General features: G+C 45.1%; 12 protein-coding genes. 7 read left to right on the forward strand and 5 right to left on the reverse strand.

What is annotated here, in order from left to right; genetic code table 11:
* Window positions 1-218 precede the first annotated feature (218 nt).
* On the forward strand, window positions 219-1,577 hold the full coding sequence (locus tag MKS89_RS08400) for a PTS transporter subunit EIIC (protein WP_072957577.1): 1,359 nt from the start codon (window positions 219-221) through the stop codon (window positions 1,575-1,577).
* A 42-nt stretch (window positions 1,578-1,619) separates the two neighbouring features.
* Window positions 1,620-2,774 carry a porin gene (locus MKS89_RS08405; RefSeq protein ID WP_072957575.1) on the forward strand — a complete coding sequence of 385 codons (1,155 nt, stop codon included), beginning with the start codon at window positions 1,620-1,622 and terminating at the stop codon, window positions 2,772-2,774.
* A gap of 377 nt (window positions 2,775-3,151) precedes the next feature.
* On the opposite strand, the gene MKS89_RS08410 is transcribed toward MKS89_RS08405, so the two are convergent.
* From MKS89_RS08410 to MKS89_RS08420, 3 genes are all read right to left on the reverse strand, one after another.
* Window positions 3,152-4,687 (reverse strand): BCCT family transporter, encoded by a 1,536-nt coding sequence (locus MKS89_RS08410; protein ID WP_072957572.1) that lies wholly within the window; start codon window positions 4,685-4,687, stop codon window positions 3,152-3,154.
* Window positions 4,680-5,576, reverse strand: coding sequence for a homocysteine S-methyltransferase family protein (locus tag MKS89_RS08415; protein ID WP_072957569.1), 897 nt, complete (start codon window positions 5,574-5,576; stop codon window positions 4,680-4,682). Before MKS89_RS08415 ends, MKS89_RS08410 begins: the two co-directional genes overlap by 8 nt.
* Before the next feature lie 184 nt (window positions 5,577-5,760).
* Complete coding sequence (locus MKS89_RS08420; RefSeq protein WP_072957567.1) at window positions 5,761-6,336, reverse strand: MSMEG_1061 family FMN-dependent PPOX-type flavoprotein; 576 nt, start codon at window positions 6,334-6,336, stop codon at window positions 5,761-5,763.
* 166 nt (window positions 6,337-6,502) lie between these two features.
* On the opposite strand from MKS89_RS08420, the gene MKS89_RS08425 reads away from it, so the two are divergent.
* Genes MKS89_RS08425 through MKS89_RS08440 form a run of 4 tightly spaced genes read left to right on the forward strand, consistent with a single transcriptional unit; the run spans window position 6,503 to window position 10,360 of the window.
* Window positions 6,503-7,489, forward strand: coding sequence for an iron-siderophore ABC transporter substrate-binding protein (locus tag MKS89_RS08425; protein WP_072957564.1), 987 nt, complete (start codon window positions 6,503-6,505; stop codon window positions 7,487-7,489).
* Entirely contained in the window at window positions 7,486-8,523 is a 1,038-nt protein-coding gene (locus MKS89_RS08430; protein ID WP_072957562.1) for a FecCD family ABC transporter permease, read from the forward strand. The genes MKS89_RS08425 and MKS89_RS08430 overlap by 4 nt, the downstream gene beginning before the upstream one ends.
* A complete protein-coding gene (locus tag MKS89_RS08435; protein WP_106406939.1) occupies window positions 8,523-9,563 on the forward strand; it encodes a FecCD family ABC transporter permease in 1,041 nt (346 codons plus the stop codon). Before MKS89_RS08430 ends, MKS89_RS08435 begins: the two co-directional genes overlap by 1 nt.
* Complete coding sequence (locus MKS89_RS08440; protein ID WP_021021583.1) at window positions 9,560-10,360, forward strand: ABC transporter ATP-binding protein; 801 nt, start codon at window positions 9,560-9,562, stop codon at window positions 10,358-10,360. The genes MKS89_RS08435 and MKS89_RS08440 overlap by 4 nt, the downstream gene beginning before the upstream one ends.
* Here the strand turns inward: MKS89_RS08440 and MKS89_RS08445 are convergent.
* A complete protein-coding gene (locus MKS89_RS08445) occupies window positions 10,296-11,282 on the reverse strand; it encodes a LysR family transcriptional regulator (protein WP_072957557.1) in 987 nt (328 codons plus the stop codon). The genes MKS89_RS08440 and MKS89_RS08445 overlap by 65 nt on opposite strands.
* A gap of 133 nt (window positions 11,283-11,415) precedes the next feature.
* Here MKS89_RS08445 and MKS89_RS08450 point away from each other — a divergent pair, with 133 nt between their 5' ends.
* Window positions 11,416-13,569, forward strand: coding sequence for a TonB-dependent siderophore receptor (locus tag MKS89_RS08450; RefSeq protein WP_235862453.1), 2,154 nt, complete (start codon window positions 11,416-11,418; stop codon window positions 13,567-13,569).
* 49 nt (window positions 13,570-13,618) lie between these two features.
* On the opposite strand, the gene MKS89_RS08455 is transcribed toward MKS89_RS08450, so the two are convergent.
* Window positions 13,619-15,907 (reverse strand): methyl-accepting chemotaxis protein, encoded by a 2,289-nt coding sequence (locus tag MKS89_RS08455; RefSeq protein ID WP_072957555.1) that lies wholly within the window; start codon window positions 15,905-15,907, stop codon window positions 13,619-13,621.
* Between the last annotated feature and the right edge of the window lie 146 nt (window positions 15,908-16,053).

Here is a 16,053-nt window from a genome sequence, read left to right on the forward strand (position 1 = left end):
GAATGCAAATTAGTATAAGCTATATAAACGCAGTGATACAAATCACGAATTCTGGTTTACTTCCTTTAATTTTAAAAATGAATTAGTTATAAATCACATCAAATAAACGACGCATCATTAGATGCAGACGGGCGTGTTACTGCTAAGCAGGCAAGACCTGGAATGGACAAGAAATTGTCTTTCCAGGTCTTTTTTTTGTCAAAAAAAAAGGATAACTGATGAACTACGAGAATTTAACAAAGTCCATCTTGGAGTATGTCGGCGGTAAAGAAAATATATCGAGTGCTTTACATTGCTCGACTAGACTCCGATTGGAACTTAAAAACTCTTCTAATGCTGATTTAGAAAAAATAAAGACAATCCCAGGAGTTATGGGCGCTGTATATAGTGGAGGTCAATGCCAAATTATTATAGGAAACAATGTAAGTACTGTTTTTCAAAACCTCACTGATTCTATTGGTGGTAGCATTGAGAAAACAGAAATTAAATCAGAAAAAATGGACCTTTCATTTAAAGGAATATTTAATAAATTTGCAGCTGTAGTAACTGGTATTTTTCAACCGATTATACCTGCAATTGCAGCTTCAGGAATGTTGAAAGCATTACTTCTGCTCTCAGTTTCTCTAGAATTAACAAGTAAAACTAGCCAATTTTACTTAGTAATGAGTTTTATTGCAGATGCCGCATTCTATTTTCTCCCTTTATTACTTGCATTTTCTTGTGCTCAGAAATTCAAAACAAATCCTTTTGTTTCTGTAGCTCTAGCTGGTGTATTAATTCACCCAAAACTAATTGCATTGATGGGTTCTGGAACGCCAATTGATTTTATTGGTTTCCACATCCCTTCCGTTTCATATGCATCTTCAGTACTTCCAATTATTTTTTCAATATGGTTGATGTCATATATTGAACCGCTCGCAGATAAAGTATCTCCAGGGGCTGTCAAAATTTTCATGAAACCTTTATTGGTTCTAGTGATTGTCGCACCAATAGCATTAATTATTCTTGGCCCTCTTGGTAATTATTTGGGACAGGGATTATCAAGTGGTGTTTTCTGGGTACAAAGTAAAGTTGGTTGGTTAGCTGTTGCATTATTATCAATATTCATGCCACTGATTGTGATGTTTGGAATGCATAAAGTTTTTTATCCAATCATATTTGCCGCTATGGCAAGTCCGGGGTATGAGACATTAATTCATAGTGCGATGCTCTCTTCAAATATTGCTCAAGGTGCAGGTGCATTAACGGTTTGGTTTATGGCTAAAGATGTCTCATTAAAGCAAATTGCATTACCCGCTGGTATCTCTGCATTATTTGGTATTACAGAGCCTGCATTATATGGCATACATTTAAAATTAAAACGCCCATTGTTAGGTTGCATGGTCGGTGCTGGTTGCGCTGGATCATTTGCTGGGCTTGTGACATTAAAAGCTTATGCGCCGGTAGGACCAGGCTTAGCCTCTCTACCGATGTGGATCGGTGAAGGAAATAATTTCTACTACGCATTAATTACGCTTGGCATATCACTGATTGTTACACCAATTGCAGTAACGTTGATTGGTTTTGATGAAAAATAATTATATCTAAAGACATGACAAACACACTAGAAAAGGTAAGCTATGAACATTAAATTAAATACTCTCGCTGTCACTATTTCACTTGTTTTTATCGCGCCACAATTACAAGCATATCAACTTATTAAGGATAATGATAATGATGTAAAATTAACTGGCATGGCGTATGCCGGACATTTCTTTGGTAATGAAAAAAATAGTGCAAACTATGGTAGTAATAACTTTTTAAGATTTGGCGTAGATGCTAAAACAGCCATCGACGAAAAATTGACTGCCATAGGTAGATATGAGGCTCAATTTAAATTAAATAACCCGGATAGTGAGCAAAATTTTGCATCAAATGTAAACAGCTCAGATAATAGAAATGCTGGTGATGCACAAGGCACTAACATCCGTACCAGATTAATTTTTATTGGGCTTGGTGTGAAGGATATCGGAACATTTACATTTGGCCGTCAATGGAGTCCTAATGCAGATACTTTCACTGGATGGACAGATATTGGCTATACAGATGGATATACAGGCGCTGCTTTAGGATTGGGGACTGACCGTTTTGCATCAGCAAGAGCAAGTGATGTATTGAAATATTCTGGCGTATTCGGGAAAGCACATATTCTAGCAAGTTATAAATTTAAGACTAAAAGAGATACGAGTACCCTAGATAAAGACAATAGCGCGTATAATTTAGCGATGACATATGACTTACCAATGCATATGTCTGTCGGCGCTGGATTTATAAATGGTAATCGTCCTCAAAGTACAGCAGGTGTCAGTACGAGTGATCCTAAATTATATTTAACAGGTTTAAAGTATGATGATTCTTCTTGGTATGCAGCCGTAACTGCTTCTAAGGGAACTAATTTTCTAACGAATGGTGTAGATCATAAAGGTATAGAAACTGCATTACGCTATACTTTTACCAATGGTTTCGGGTTACTTACTACTTGGGAAAAACAAACGGTTGATGTCAATGGGGAAAGTCTAGATTCTCATAATTCAACAACATTGGGTGCTATATACAACTTCAATCAACATTTGAGTGTATCTTTTGAATACCGCATTAATAGCCTTGATAAAAATGCTTGGGATCCTGCAGCGGTAAGAGCATATGGTGATTATAGTAAGACTTCAGGCTCATATAATTCAGAGGCTGTCGATGCAGCTGATGATTATCAATTTGCCGTCAAATACTTATTTTAAAACCCCCAGCTATAATATGCTAGTAAGTTAAAAATTAATCACATTATACAATGCTATAGTTAATTTTATCTTTATCTATATAAAAATAAATATATAGGGCGTGCTACTGTATTCTCAGGCAAGTCCCGAGTAGAGTATTACATCTTAATACTCTACTCGGCATTTTTTATTTTTTAGTAATTTAAGATAAAGTACATCTATTATATTAATAATTTATCCAATGATATTGGGTGTGTATAAAATAGATCATTCATCACTCTATATTCCTTAGGTTTAATTATATGTCGATCGCGATCTGTAGTTTTACATTGAATTGAGTTGTTCTAAAACTATGCCGTATCCCATTCATAAGCTAAGGAATATTTTTCATTTGACCATTAAGGCATGAACTCTTGATATTCGACTAATTCCTCGGATTGCCCCTGTTGTACCTGACCGTTTGAAAGTTGCATCAGTAGTTGCTTCACCAAAATAGCATAAACAAACATCATAGGGAGTCCTGCGACAACGCACAGTGACTTAATCGTATCAATGCCGCCACCACACAAGAAAACGCTGAAACTGATGAGTGCGATTGCCCCTGCCCACATGAGTTTTACTTTGTTATCCGGGTCACCTCTTAACGATAACTGATTCGTCGTCAGCATAGCCGTAGCCACACTCGCACTCGACATCGTGGTTAACATCAAGAAGAACTGAATCACTAAGAACACGGCTAAAATGACATTTTTCGCCGGCAGGGTTTGGATAAGTGAAACAACGGCAAAGGTTAGTCCGCCCTCGCTCATCCAGTCTTGCACCGGATAGCCGCCAAGAAGCTGAGCCCAAACTGCATACCCGCCAAAGATAGAGATAAAGAATGCACATCCCAACGACCCCATAAATATCGTGTACAAAATCACTTCACGGATTGTACGACCTCTTGATATACGGGTAATGAATAACCCCATCATGATGAGATAAGCGTAATACCAGAACCAATAGTATTGCGTCCAACTCTGAGGAAAACCACTCTGCTGCACCGGGTCGGTCCATAATGACATCCGGAAATAACTGTCTAACATCACTCCAAAAGAATCGGTGACGTTATTTAAAATAAAGGGGGCGTTTGACGTAAATAACACGAACAGTGCAAAGCAGATGGCCGCCACGACAGTGTAGTCAGAAACCTTGCTGATCCCTCGATTGAACCCCACCAGCATGACCACAAACAATACCAAGACGAACAGCAAGATGATGCTGCCTTGAAGCATCAAATTGTTTTCAATCTCAAACAGTTGAGATACGCCTTCACTCAATAGCGTCACCGTCAGCGCCAATGAACTGGCAAAAGCAGCTAACGTGCCGAAGATGGCAACCAAGTCGATACATTTCGCGACAATAGGGTTCTTACCTAATACCGGCTCACACAACGTTGAGAGCTTTAATGTACGTTTCTTCTGGACATAAAAGGCATAAGAAAAGGGAATCGCCGGAAAACAGTAAATCGCCCAACCGGTAATGCCCCAGTGAAACATTGAATAGGTGACCGACCATGCGGCTGCGGTGTAACTATTGGCGTCTGCGAACAATGGTGGGGATTGCAAGTTATACATCGGTTCGCCAATTCCCCAATATATCAGAGAAGCCCCAACGCCCGCAGTAAAGATCATGCCACCATAAGAGAAGTTTGAATATTCAGGCTTATCGTCCCCTAAACGAATCGCTCCGTATTTAGAAAATGCAAGCCAAAACAGAAAAAACACTAATGCTAAACTCCCCAATTGGACTAACCAACCGAACCAATTTGTCACAAAAGTCATGGCATCACCGGCCATCGCCTGAGACAAATCCGGGTATAGTGAAGAGACAACCAGCAGAAGCAATACCAGGATGATGGCCGGAATTGTGAGTCCAAAGTTGAGATTATTCAACGCTGTCTCTCCATGTCGCTAACGCTTTAATATGGCTTGGTTCAATGCCACAACATCCACCGATGATACTCGCGCCTAGCTGATGCCATTTTTGAGCAAACTCAAGATACTCTTGTGGTGAAACATTGCGAAGTGTCTGGATGGTGTCATTGGCTTGATGCCCTGACTTGATCGGCGTAAAACTATTCGCGAATACACCAATGGTCAGTATCTTGCCTGAGCGTTCCAACACTTGGTTGACATCCAAAATCGCTTGCTCAATGACCTCAGGGACCGAACAGTTAAAAAAGATCCCCGCAGCATTGGTTGCGAATAAGGCTTCAACAGCATCGGTGACCAATTCTCCTGAGCGAAGGCGGGATTGCCGGTCCACTTCATCCATCAGGGTAAAAGAGATATAAACCGGTTTATCCGTATGAGCTAAAACCTTTGAGATCACTGCCGCTTCCGCAAGACTCGCCACTGTTTCAGCCAGCCAGATATCAACATACTGGTCTTGGGCATCAAATAGCGTCGAACTGATCTCATAAGCGCTTGCAGCTTCAAACAGGTCAGGACGATATGAACCAAACGCTGGCGGGATAGACCCTGCGACCAAGACCTCTTGCTGGGACTCAGAGGCGACCTCTTGCGCAATCCGAGCCGCTTTTTTGGCAAGCTCCGCCCCTTGTTTGGCAAAGCGTTCTGCGCCTAAATGGAAAGGTACACAAGCATAGCTATTGACGGTAATAATCTGTGCGCCTGCCTCAATAAAACCTTGGTGAGCCTGCTTCACATGTTTTGGCGATTCTATCAGCGCCTGAGCACTCCAAAGTGGTTGAGAAAAAGGTGCACCGATACGTTTCAGCTCACGCCCCATCCCACCATCCAAAATTGTAATATTTGCCATTTTAGACTTCTATACTGCTAAACATCCATGCAGGTATTTAACCACAGTATTCAAGAAATTATATTGAGAATCTTTCATCACAAACATGAGTAAAATTCATATTAGAAAGTCATTGAATATTTATATTCATGAAATGATTTCATGTAATGACTGACTGATTGATTGACGCCCATAAATTCGTTGCTTAATCGCCTCCTCGCTGCTCTTTTTCGACTTGCTGATCCTGAATAATCGTCACCAGAGACGGTAAAAACTCTCGGTTGATATACGATTCACTACACCAGATTTTGGATTTCATTAACGCTTTAGGGCAATGAAAGAACAGTGCGTCAACCGTCACTTTGACAACCAGCTTTGGCCTTGTTTTCCCATCAAGACATAACGCTCTGATGTCATCATCAACATGGATGGATGCAGTCCCTTTCACTCTCACCACATCTTCAATGTTAGCAACCATGAACAGTAACCCGACTTTGGGGTTGGTGATGAGATTGGTTAAGGTATCTAAACGGTTGTTACCGGGACTGTCCGGAAAAGCCAACGTTTTGTTGTCCAAGACTTTGACAAACCCAGCTTCGCCACCGCGGGGAGAAATATCTAACAAACCATCTTGGTTGGTTGACGCGAGAAAAAACAGTCTGCTGTTTTCAATGAATGTGCGGGAATGCTGATCAATGTGTTGGATTTCTTTGGCAACAGCGAGTGGATGCAGCGTGCGATAAAGCTCTCTTAATTGTTCCAATGTGGTGATTTGCGTCATTTGAGGCATTCTCTTTTGTTATCGGTCATAAACTATTTGTAAATGATACTTAGTTTCATTTGAAATTGGTTTGCATTATCATGTTCTAACTCATAGGACAGAGTCAAATGCCATCTCGACGAGATGCACTCTTAGATATTTGCAGCCATAAACCGAAGCCAATCGAATGTTAAATCTCAAAGCCGTTTTTACCGTTTTTCTTGTTTCTTTCGCGACTACGTTGAGTTGGGCAGACGATAGCGTGACATATCCCATCAAAATTCAGCATGCCTTTGGCACGACCATCATTCAGAAAAAACCGGTGAGGGTTGCGACGGTCGCATGGGCGAACCATGAAGTGCCGCTGGCGCTTGGTATCGTACCGGTTGGCTTTGCTGCCGCGACATTTGGCGACGATGACGGAGACGGCGTTCTGCCTTGGGTAAAAGCGCGACTCGATGCACTTGGTGCACCAACACCGCCACTGTTCGATGAAGGGGATGGGATCGATTTCGAAGCAGTTGCTGCAACACAACCAGATGTCATTCTTGCTGCGTATTCTGGTTTGAGCCGTTCTGATTACGAAACCCTCAGCATGATTGCACCGGTGGTGGCGTACCCGAATGCACCTTGGTCGACTGACTGGCGGAGTATGATCCGCATCAACAGTCTGGGGCTGGGAATGGCGAAAGAAGGTGAAGCGCTCATTGCAAGTATTGAGCGAGACATCGCATCGCGAACAGCGAAGTATCCGGAACTGAAGGGAAAATCGGCCATGTTTATTACCCATTTAGACCCGACCGATTTGAGTGTGGTGCACTTTTACACCGCGAACGACACACGAGTGAAATTTTTCAATGACTTAACCCTCGTCTCACCGCAAAGCATTCGTGATTTGAGTCGTTCCGGGCAGTTTTCCGGCGAAGCCAGTATTGAACGAATCGATGCATTTAATGATGTCGATATCTTCGTCACATACGGCGGTGAAGCACTGTTAAAACCACTGTCCAATAACCCATTGATGTCAAAAATGAATGCGGTTAAGCACGGTTCAATTGTCATGCTGGGCAATGGGCCGTTAGCCACCGCAGCCAACCCAACACCGTTATCTATATCATGGGTATTGGATGATTACCTAGAGGCGTTGGCAACGGCCGCACGCAAAACCCAATGAGTTCCTCGGTTGCCAAAAACAATCCGTCAACTATGGGAAGTTTTGTGATGTCGCGCTCGGTGATTCTCGTGGCTTTCGTGATCGTTTTATTGCTTTTGTGCCTGCTCTCTGTCGCCTTGGGGACAAGAGAAGTCACATGGGAAGAAATCATCAGCGCACTGCAAGGAAACCTAAATACGGTGGGTGAAGCCGCAGTGGCAATGCGCATTCCGCGTACCGTCTTAGCGGTCATTGCGGGTGCCTCTTTAGGCTTGTCAGGCACCGTCATGCAGGGTATCACTCGCAATCCCCTTGCCGACCCCGGCATTCTCGGTGTAAACATTGGCGCTGCTTTTTTCGTGGTCGTGGGACTGGCTTGGTTGGGCATGAATCAGATCCAGACTTATGTCTGGATGGCCATTTTAGGCGCGGCTCTCACCGCCGCATTTGTTTATACCATCGGCTCAATGGGACGAGGTGGCGCAACACCACTTAAGCTAGCATTAGCAGGTGCGGCAACATCAGCCGCTTTATCGTGTTTCACCATCGCAGTGGTATTGCCACGCAATGACATCGCTGGCGGAGCCAGATCCTGGCAGATCGGCGGTGTCGGGGGGGCGACATTCGAAACCATGAGTCTCGTTTGGCCTTTCTTACTTGTCGGGTTAGTCATCACGGCATTCACTGCAAGAAAATTAAACAGTTTAGCGCTTGGAGACGAACTCGCCGCTGGTTTGGGTGAAAACGTAGTTTTGGCTCGAAGTGCCGCCGGACTGGGGGCGGTTCTGCTCTGTGGCGCGACCACCGCAATTTGCGGGCCTATCGGCTTTGTCGGGTTGGTCGTGCCGCATTGTTGCCGTCTGTTTGTGGGGGTGGATCATCGCTGGCTATTGCCTTTCTCTGCGGTGGGCGGTGCCAGTTTACTCCTGCTTGCAGACATTATGGGACGTATCATTTCCCGCCCCAGTGAATTATCTGTAGGCGTGGTCACTGCATTTATTGGTGCCCCATTTTTCATCTGGATTGTGCGCCGTCAGCGTGTTAGGGAATTGTGATGTCCGCTGAATTGCTTCTTTTACAACGAGTGAGAACGGCCCGCCAGCAACGCATGCGACGCTGGTCTTTGATCACCATAAGCTTATTGATTTTAGCGGCAGCGGCTTGGTGCTTAACGCTGGTCTTAGGTCAATCGTATACGTCTCCGTCAGTCGTCTGGAGCGTGTTACAAGGTGAAACAATCCCCGGCGCGAGTTTCACCGTCGGGTATTTGCGATTCCCCAGAGCGATGATATCGCTATTGGTCGGCATGAGTTTTGGCTTAGCCGGTGTCACATTTCAAACCATGCTACGTAACCCTTTAGCCAGCCCTGATATCGTCGGGGTGAGTTCCGGAGCCAGTGCGGCAGCAGTATTTGCCATCATTGTGCTGGATATGAATGGTTCTGCTGTTGCTATTTTTTCAATTTTGGCCGGTTTGGCTGTTGCACTGGCCGTCTATGGTCTCTCTTATAAAAATGGTGTCGCCGGGACGCGGCTGATTCTGGTCGGGATTGGTGTTTCCGCAATGATTGAAAGTTATATCGCCTATCTTCTGTCGCAAGCCTCATCTTGGGATCTGCAAGAAGCGATGCGTTGGTTAACGGGCAGCGTCAATTCCGTACAGATTGATCAAAGTATGCCACTGTTGATGTCATTGGTTATTTTTGGCGGTCTGCTCCTGAGCCGGACAAAATCCTTAGAGGCATTACGGCTGGGCGATGACACCGCAGCGGCTCTGGGTGTCAATATCACCGTCACCCGCATCATCGTTATAGTATGTGCTGTCGGTTTAATTGCGGTTGCCACCGCCGTGACAGGCCCTATCGCTTTTGTGGCATTTCTCTCCGGGCCAATCGCTGCGCGTATTGTCGGTTCTAACGGCACACGATTCATTCCTGCTGCACTAGTCGGGGCGGTATTAGTGTTGGCGGGCGATTACATTGGGCAGTTTCTTCTTCCAAGCCGCTATCCGGTCGGTGTGATAACGGGCGCTTTAGGAGCCCCCTACCTCATTTATCTCATTATTCGCGTGAATCGTAACGGGGGGTCTTTATGACAAAAGCGCATGAACTTGTGGTAACGCAGTTGTCTGCCGGTTATGGCGAAAAAACGATCGTTAAAGATCTCTCGCTCAAGATAGCACCGGGAAAAATTACCTCGATTGTCGGGGCGAATGCCTGTGGCAAGTCAACACTGTTAAAAACCCTGTCTCGTTTACTGGCCCCGTCTCAAGGGCAAGTGCTGCTTGATGGAAAATCGGTCCATCAAAGCCCGACAAGAACATTAGCGCGAACATTGGGGTTGCTGCCTCAATCTCCGATCGCCCCTGAAGGTATTACGGTTGGTGATCTCGTCAGCCGTGGGCGTCATCCGCATCATGGGATCATGTCACGCTGGCGCAAGCAAGATGATGTCGCGATCGCGAATGCGCTGGAAGTCACCAAGCTAACAGACCTGATCGACAGAGACGTTGATGCGCTCTCCGGCGGACAGCGTCAACGCGTTTGGATTGCAATGGCGCTGGCTCAGGAGACAGATATTTTGCTGCTCGATGAACCGACGACGTTTTTAGATGTGACGCATCAAATCGAAGTGTTGGATTTACTGGTGGATTTGAACCTGCAACGTGGCATTACCATCGTGATGGTTTTGCATGATCTCAACTTAGCTGCCCGTTATTCAGACCATCTGCTTGCAATGATCAACGGGCAGGTTCACGCACATGGTGAGCCCAAAAAAGTGCTGACGAATGAGACCATTCAAGCAGTATTTGGTTTGAACAACCATATCATGATTGACCCGGTGTCGAATATTCCGATGATGATTCCGATCGGCCGACACAAACTGAAATAGCCACCGCAGCAGAACAACGTCCACCAACACGATCTGAAAGACACGCTTGGTTGGAAAGGCACTGCAAAAATGCCATCAGTGCAGGATTATCCGACGTTTTTTTATAGACAAAACTCAGCGGTGATGTATGTGGTACAACATCCAGCGACGTATAACAGATCATATTCGAAGACCGGGTAAAGTGGCGCTCATTGACAATTGCGACACCATTACCGGCTGCGACCAAACCAAGCATGGTGCTTTCTCCGTGTGCCCATTGAGTGACTGCTGGTGTCCAGCCGATCTCGTGAAACAGCGCTTCTTGCCAATCGAAGTAGTAAGGATCCACACTTCTTGGCAAGCGAACCGCCGGCAATAGGTTGAGCGCTTCAACTGTCGTTGATGGTGAGATGGTTCTCCCCCAGCTCGCAGGATAAGCCAGCACTAACTTGTCCTGAGCGATAGGTTGTACCACGTATTCTGAAGACAACTCAGAAAAGTGATACAAAAAAGCCCCGTCAATCTGGTCAAGCTCTAATCGTTTCAGCAGCACGATTGGCGTATCTGAATACACCTCAAGTTCAACGTCATGGTTATCATGGCAAAACTGGCTCACGCACTGATTCATCTCGCCCTCCCACAGCACGAAGTCATGAACGCCCAAAGCAAGAGAGCCATGCGTATGGGTAAACTGACGCACATGCTCGTTGGCGTCGTCAATTTGTCTGATGATTGCGCCTAACTGTTTTTGATAAGCCTTTCCTGCCCGATTCAGACGTAATCCTTTCGGCTGGCGGTCAAATAACAAAACGCCCAACTCTGTTTCTAATTCTTTGATTTTTCTTGATATGGCCGGTTGAGTAACGTGCACTTTTTGGGCGGCTAAACGAATATTTTGTGTTTCAGCGACCGCTAAAAAGTATTTGAGGTGGCGTAGCTCCATGAGGTTGTTTCTCTCCCGGCATCGGTTGATAACTATATATCAATTTAATTTATCACAAATAGTAAGCATTATCATTTGTATTATCAATAGTATTAAATAACAATAAAAACTAGCAGTATAGGATTATTAAAAAATGGCAAATATTAGAAGTGGTAAGGCGCATTGGCGTGCAATGCACCTACTCCTCTGTTTCGTTCCTGTTCTTTCTTATTCAGGCGCTGTTTATGCGTCTGTTGATACAGAAGTGAAAGATGATCGTGTTAAAAAAGATCGTGTTAAAGAAGATCACGCTCAAGAAGACCAGGCTTATCGTGTAAACACCATTACGGTTTATGGGCAGCCCATCGCAGAGGATGCCGATACCACAGTCGCGGAAGAATTATGGGTTGGCGGTAAAGTGGCAACCAATATTCAAGATACCCCGGCATTGCTTTCTGTTATCACCGAAAAAGAGATCAACCAGCGTAACGCAGCGACGACTGAAGAAATTTTGCAGTATTCCCCGGGGTTGGTGACAGATTACTACGGCTCCGATGATCGCAATGACTACTTTATGATACGTGGTTATCAGGCAACCACGTATCGTGACGGCATGACACTCGGCTCAATGCGTGGCGTGCGCGAAGACCCTTATGCTTATGAACGTGTTGAAGTCATTCGCGGGGCAAACTCGACCCTGTTTGGTCCTGCTGATCCGGGCGGCTCCGTGAACTTTGTCAGTAAAAAGCCGAAATTTAAACGCTTCGGCAGCAGCTATGTTTCCTACGACTCTTTTGATCATAAAGAAATTGGCTTGGATTTTGGGGATACCCTGAACGAGTCGGAAACGCTCGCCTATCGCTTTACCACGAAAGTAAAAGACGGTGATCTTGAATACGATCATTCAAAAGATAACGCTCAGTTCTTCATGGGCGGGATAACATGGCAGCCATCAGTACAAACGACAGCCACCCTTATCGTTGACTATCTTGACCGAGATACCACGCCGAACAGTGGTGGTTACCCCTTGGACAGAGAATACAGCCGCAGTGAATTTTATGGTGAGCCCGATTACAACAAACACGATGTTGAACGGACGAACATTACAGCGCAAATCACACATTATTTTGACAACGGCATCTCATTCAGCGGTAACTTGCGCTATAGCAAACTCGAAGATGATTTCGGCTATGTCTATTTGTATGATTACGAAGGAAGAACAGGTAGTGATATCGCTCGTTACTATTTCGGAACCGATACGCACTCCAAGCAACTCATTGGCAATACGATTCTGCAATACGATGCAAGTTTTGAACATATCGATAGCAGCACCTTAATCGGTTTGGAATACCGTGATGCGTCGACTCAAGATGCATCCGTTTATGGAACGACAAGCAGCATCAATATCGACAGTCCATCATATTCTGGCATGCCGACAATCGGTGCGCCTTACAGCAAAAATGATCAGGATGAGACGACAAAATCGGTTTTCATTCAGCAGAATTTATCATGGGATGACCGATACATCCTGACATTGGGTGCTCGTCATGACTATATGGATTTAACGAGCCGTGATATCAGTAACCGCGATTCAAGTGGTGAATTCTCTGAAACATCGTTGCGCGGTGCGTTTACCGTAAAAGTGACATCAGAATGGTCAACCTATATCAGTCAGGTCGAGTCTGTTGCACCGCCAAGTATTGGCGTGAAACCGGAAAGAGGCGAGCAGCTAGAAGCGGGGGTGAAGTTTGCACCACTGAGTATGAATGCGCTGTTCTCAGCGGCGGTTTACAATCTTGAAAAGAATGATGTGACCATGGCGATTATTCAGGGTGATGGAACCATTGAACGCGAAACCATTGGTGAAACACGTGTCCGTGGCCTCGATTTGGAAGTCAAAGCCGAAGTAACCGACAGTTTCAATGTCACGGGAGGATACTCCTACACGAAGTCGAAAGTGATTCGAGGCAGTACAAGAAGCGGTGATGTGCTAGACGGCAATGAATTCGCGACAGTCCCAAATCATAGCGCTTCTGTATGGGGTTACTACACCCTGCCCAATAAAACCATGGATATTGGTTTAGGGGCACGCTATGTAGGTACGTATTACTTTGATGCCGCGAATAAAGGGAAAAGCGACTCGGCAACACTTTTTGATGCAGCATTTGCATACCACATGTCAAAGTCTGTTCAGTTGTCACTTCATGTACAAAACGTAACGGATAAGCAGTATGTGGTCGGTTCAGGGACTGCAAACTACTACAACCCGGGCCGTTCGTTTAATGCATCTTTCAATTACGCTTGGTAACGCATCGTTTATTTAGTTTTCGAGCCGCAATCGCGGCTCGTTTTAAAATTTAGTTTTTTTGTTTTCTAGCGGTTTCCTGCTGCTCTACCTGAAGAATAATTTCATCGAGCAGTGCGATAAGATCAGAGGAATATTTTTCCATATCCTGAAATAAACGATCAGCCTCAATCATGTCACCGCTTTCTTTGGCCTGAATAATTTTCTTGATGGTTGCGTGCATCTCACTATGCGGCATATCAATTGCCGCCGCAGCCGGAATGCCGCTAAATTTCTGCCGACCGACCGCGTCATACCACTGGCCAAAATGACACTCTTTATGAGAGACGATTTCTTGCTGATCCATCTGCGTTAATCCGGACAGATAACTGCGGATAATGGTTTTCCATGCCAGATGGGATGTCTTTGCCTGTTTCAATTTCTGTGCATCAGAATCACCGCCGAAACTGGTACAATATTTATTCAGTTGTTCCACATCATTGGCAATCTCCGCTGATAGTTTCGCAGTCAGAAGTGAAGAGCTGGCCGTAGTCTCGGCTAACTCATGAATTTTACTGATGTTCGCATTCACTTCATCGGAGACCTGAACTTGTTGTTCGGAGGCAGCCGCTATCTGAGTCGTCATCTCATTAATCTGCCCGACAGAGTGTTCCATCTCAGAGATTGCCCCACCGGCGACCTGAACATTATCGACACTTTGTCGAGCCTGTTCTTGACTGGACTGAATCACCACAATCGTAGCATTCACACTGTTTTCCAGAATCGTGATTTTCTGGCGGATCTCCTCCGTTGATTCCTGCGTTTTTTGTGCCAGATTTCTCACTTCACCGGCAACGACAGCAAATCCCCGTCCCTGCTCTCCCGCACGGGCAGCCTCAATTGCTGCATTCAGTGCCAATAAATTCGTCTGTTCAGAAATATTTTGTATGACTTCGAGAATCGATGCGATTGAAGTACTGGCGTCATGAACCTGAGTACTCAGATCCCCGATCTGATGAATGGATTCGTCCAGTTGAAGCATCTGATTGATAGCTTTTTGCAGAACTTCTTTACTGACCTGAGATTGATCATTTGCCTGCGATGTACTGTCGGCGGCCTGCACAATATTTCGGGTAACATCATGTACCGTTGCCGTCATTTCCGTCATCGCTGTTGACACATAGGTAAGCTGATCTTTTTGTTCCTTCATCCCTTTGTCGGTTATCACCGATTCGTTCGATAAATGCTCTGACTGGACGACCATATGATTGATCGCATCTGACATTTGGTAAAAAGTCGCCTGCAACTTATCGCAAAAACGATTGAAAACCCGGGTCAGGCTTTCTATCTCCCGAGGGCCACCTTCTTCCAGTCTGGCATCTAACCCTTGTTGTCCTTCAACCATTTTTTCGATGGCATCAATGATGTCCTTCATCGGACGGATCGAGTAACGGGTCATCCATATCAATCCCCCTGCGACGACGAATGCACTGATCAGCCCGTATATCATCATCATCACGATATCAGACCAAATCATCGCTTGTAACTGGGAGATACGATAGCTGACTTCAACCACCCCGATAGCTTTTCCGGAATAGTCTTTCAGCGGGAAAACTCTGATGGCCGTTTCATGACCTTGCTGCTCTGAACGGATATCCATCGTCTGACCGGAAATAACCTGCTGATATTGCTCCGGCGTCAAAACCGGCACATCTCCCGTCCGGGGAGTGACCACATCCTTCAATCCATTGTTTTTCCGGACGCGAATCGCTACATCCGTCAATTCATCTCTGAGTAAGTTCGCGAAGGTCTCCCGGTTCAATGTCATCCCGAATTCGACACTACCGACAGGTTTCCCTTCAAAACTGATCGGGGCAACATAACGCAGACCGAGCCCAGCAACACCGGCTTCAATTCCGGAGATAGGCCGATGCGAAGTATTGACATCAACCACCGTATGGCGAAAAGACGATAAATCATCACCACTTTTTCCCGGTTTATGAACCCGGTAGAGTGAATCGGCCGGCGGAATGTGGAATTGAAACTGACTGACTCCCGATGCCCGGATATGTGGCCATTGCGCATCAAACAGCTCACTCAATTTATTCTTATCATGCTGTGCGACGGCCTTTTGGACGTCAGGCAAAGCGGCAATCGTATCTACCGCTAACTGACTTTTGGACAGGATCGAATCGATTTGAAACTGTACCTGTTGTTCCAACCCGGCCATCTTTGTAAAAATAAAGTCATCCGATAACTGCTGAGCTAAACGCACCGCGCCCCAGATAAATAAAAAGCAGACCAAGAGAATCGACATAAAGCCTGCGGCACTAAAACGAGCAAGTAAACTGAGATGTTTCATCAATACCTCAAGGTTAATCAAGTTGTATTTTTTTAATTATAGAGAACTCATTCTAACTATTTGCTTTTTATATCAATAATATGATTCAAATCAATATTTGCTCTATGGCTGTGATCTTCCACCGACCAACCACCTACCCTGTACTC

Source organism: Vibrio gazogenes (assembly GCF_023920225.1).
GTDB lineage: Bacteria > Pseudomonadota > Gammaproteobacteria > Enterobacterales > Vibrionaceae > Vibrio > Vibrio gazogenes.

What these genes read in the sequence shown, in the direction of transcription:
- MKS89_RS08400 (WP_072957577.1), top strand. Translation starts at nt 219, where the DNA reads ATGAACTACGAGAATTTAACAAAGTCCATCTTGGAGTATGTCGGCGGT.
- MKS89_RS08405 (WP_072957575.1), top strand. Translation starts at nt 1,620, where the DNA reads ATGAACATTAAATTAAATACTCTCGCTGTCACTATTTCACTTGTTTTT.
- MKS89_RS08415 (WP_072957569.1), bottom strand. Translation starts at nt 5,576, where the DNA reads ATGGCAAATATTACAATTTTGGATGGTGGGATGGGGCGTGAGCTGAAA.
- MKS89_RS08420 (WP_072957567.1), bottom strand. Translation starts at nt 6,336, where the DNA reads ATGACGCAAATCACCACATTGGAACAATTAAGAGAGCTTTATCGCACG.
- MKS89_RS08425 (WP_072957564.1), top strand. Translation starts at nt 6,503, where the DNA reads ATGTTAAATCTCAAAGCCGTTTTTACCGTTTTTCTTGTTTCTTTCGCG.
- MKS89_RS08430 (WP_072957562.1), top strand. Translation starts at nt 7,486, where the DNA reads ATGAGTTCCTCGGTTGCCAAAAACAATCCGTCAACTATGGGAAGTTTT.
- MKS89_RS08435 (WP_106406939.1), top strand. Translation starts at nt 8,523, where the DNA reads ATGTCCGCTGAATTGCTTCTTTTACAACGAGTGAGAACGGCCCGCCAG.
- MKS89_RS08440 (WP_021021583.1), top strand. Translation starts at nt 9,560, where the DNA reads ATGACAAAAGCGCATGAACTTGTGGTAACGCAGTTGTCTGCCGGTTAT.
- MKS89_RS08445 (WP_072957557.1), bottom strand. Translation starts at nt 11,282, where the DNA reads ATGGAGCTACGCCACCTCAAATACTTTTTAGCGGTCGCTGAAACACAA.
- MKS89_RS08450 (WP_235862453.1), top strand. Translation starts at nt 11,416, where the DNA reads ATGGCAAATATTAGAAGTGGTAAGGCGCATTGGCGTGCAATGCACCTA.
- MKS89_RS08455 (WP_072957555.1), bottom strand. Translation starts at nt 15,907, where the DNA reads ATGAAACATCTCAGTTTACTTGCTCGTTTTAGTGCCGCAGGCTTTATG.